The following is a 530-nucleotide window of genomic DNA, read 5'->3' as shown; positions in this document are numbered from 1 at the left end:
ATCACTGCCAGCAACATTGAATCCGGATATTACGTTTGCTATCCACGGAAAAAATGCGCTTGAAGAATTAGCGCAAAAAGAATTTAAACTGATGTTTCTTGACCTCACCATGCCAGAAAAGGACGGTTTTGAAACCTTAGAAAACATGCAGCGTTTGGGAAACAAAACGCCAGTTGTGGTTGTGTCGGGGGACATTCAACCCAAAGCCAAAGAGCGCGTTTTCGCGTTAGGTGCCAAAGCATTTATTCAAAAGCCCATCGCAAAGGATGAGCTAAAAAACGCCCTCAAAGAGCTGATTGAGCCAGAGCCTCGACCGCTTATCATCACACCAAGCGTGATTGAGCTGCCAATTCTCCGCCGACGCGATATTTACATGGAAGTGGCGAACGTTTCTATCGGCCGAGCTGCCGACGCGTTAGCTCGCCATTTTGACGTATTTGTTCAACTGCCTTTACCAAACGTGAATATCTTTGAAGTGAGCGAGCTTCACATGGCGCTGCGTGACTTGGCATCGCACGATAACGTCTCAG

General features: G+C 47.4%; 1 protein-coding gene. It reads left to right on the top strand.

Annotated features, from left to right (window positions below):
- On the top strand, positions 1 to 530 hold a 530-nt coding region (locus tag R7Z50_RS30810; protein WP_318150188.1), incomplete at both ends, for a response regulator.

It is taken from the genome of Vibrio sp. 1249-1 (assembly GCF_033340495.1).
This window is presented reverse-complemented; position numbering and strand designations above follow the sequence as displayed.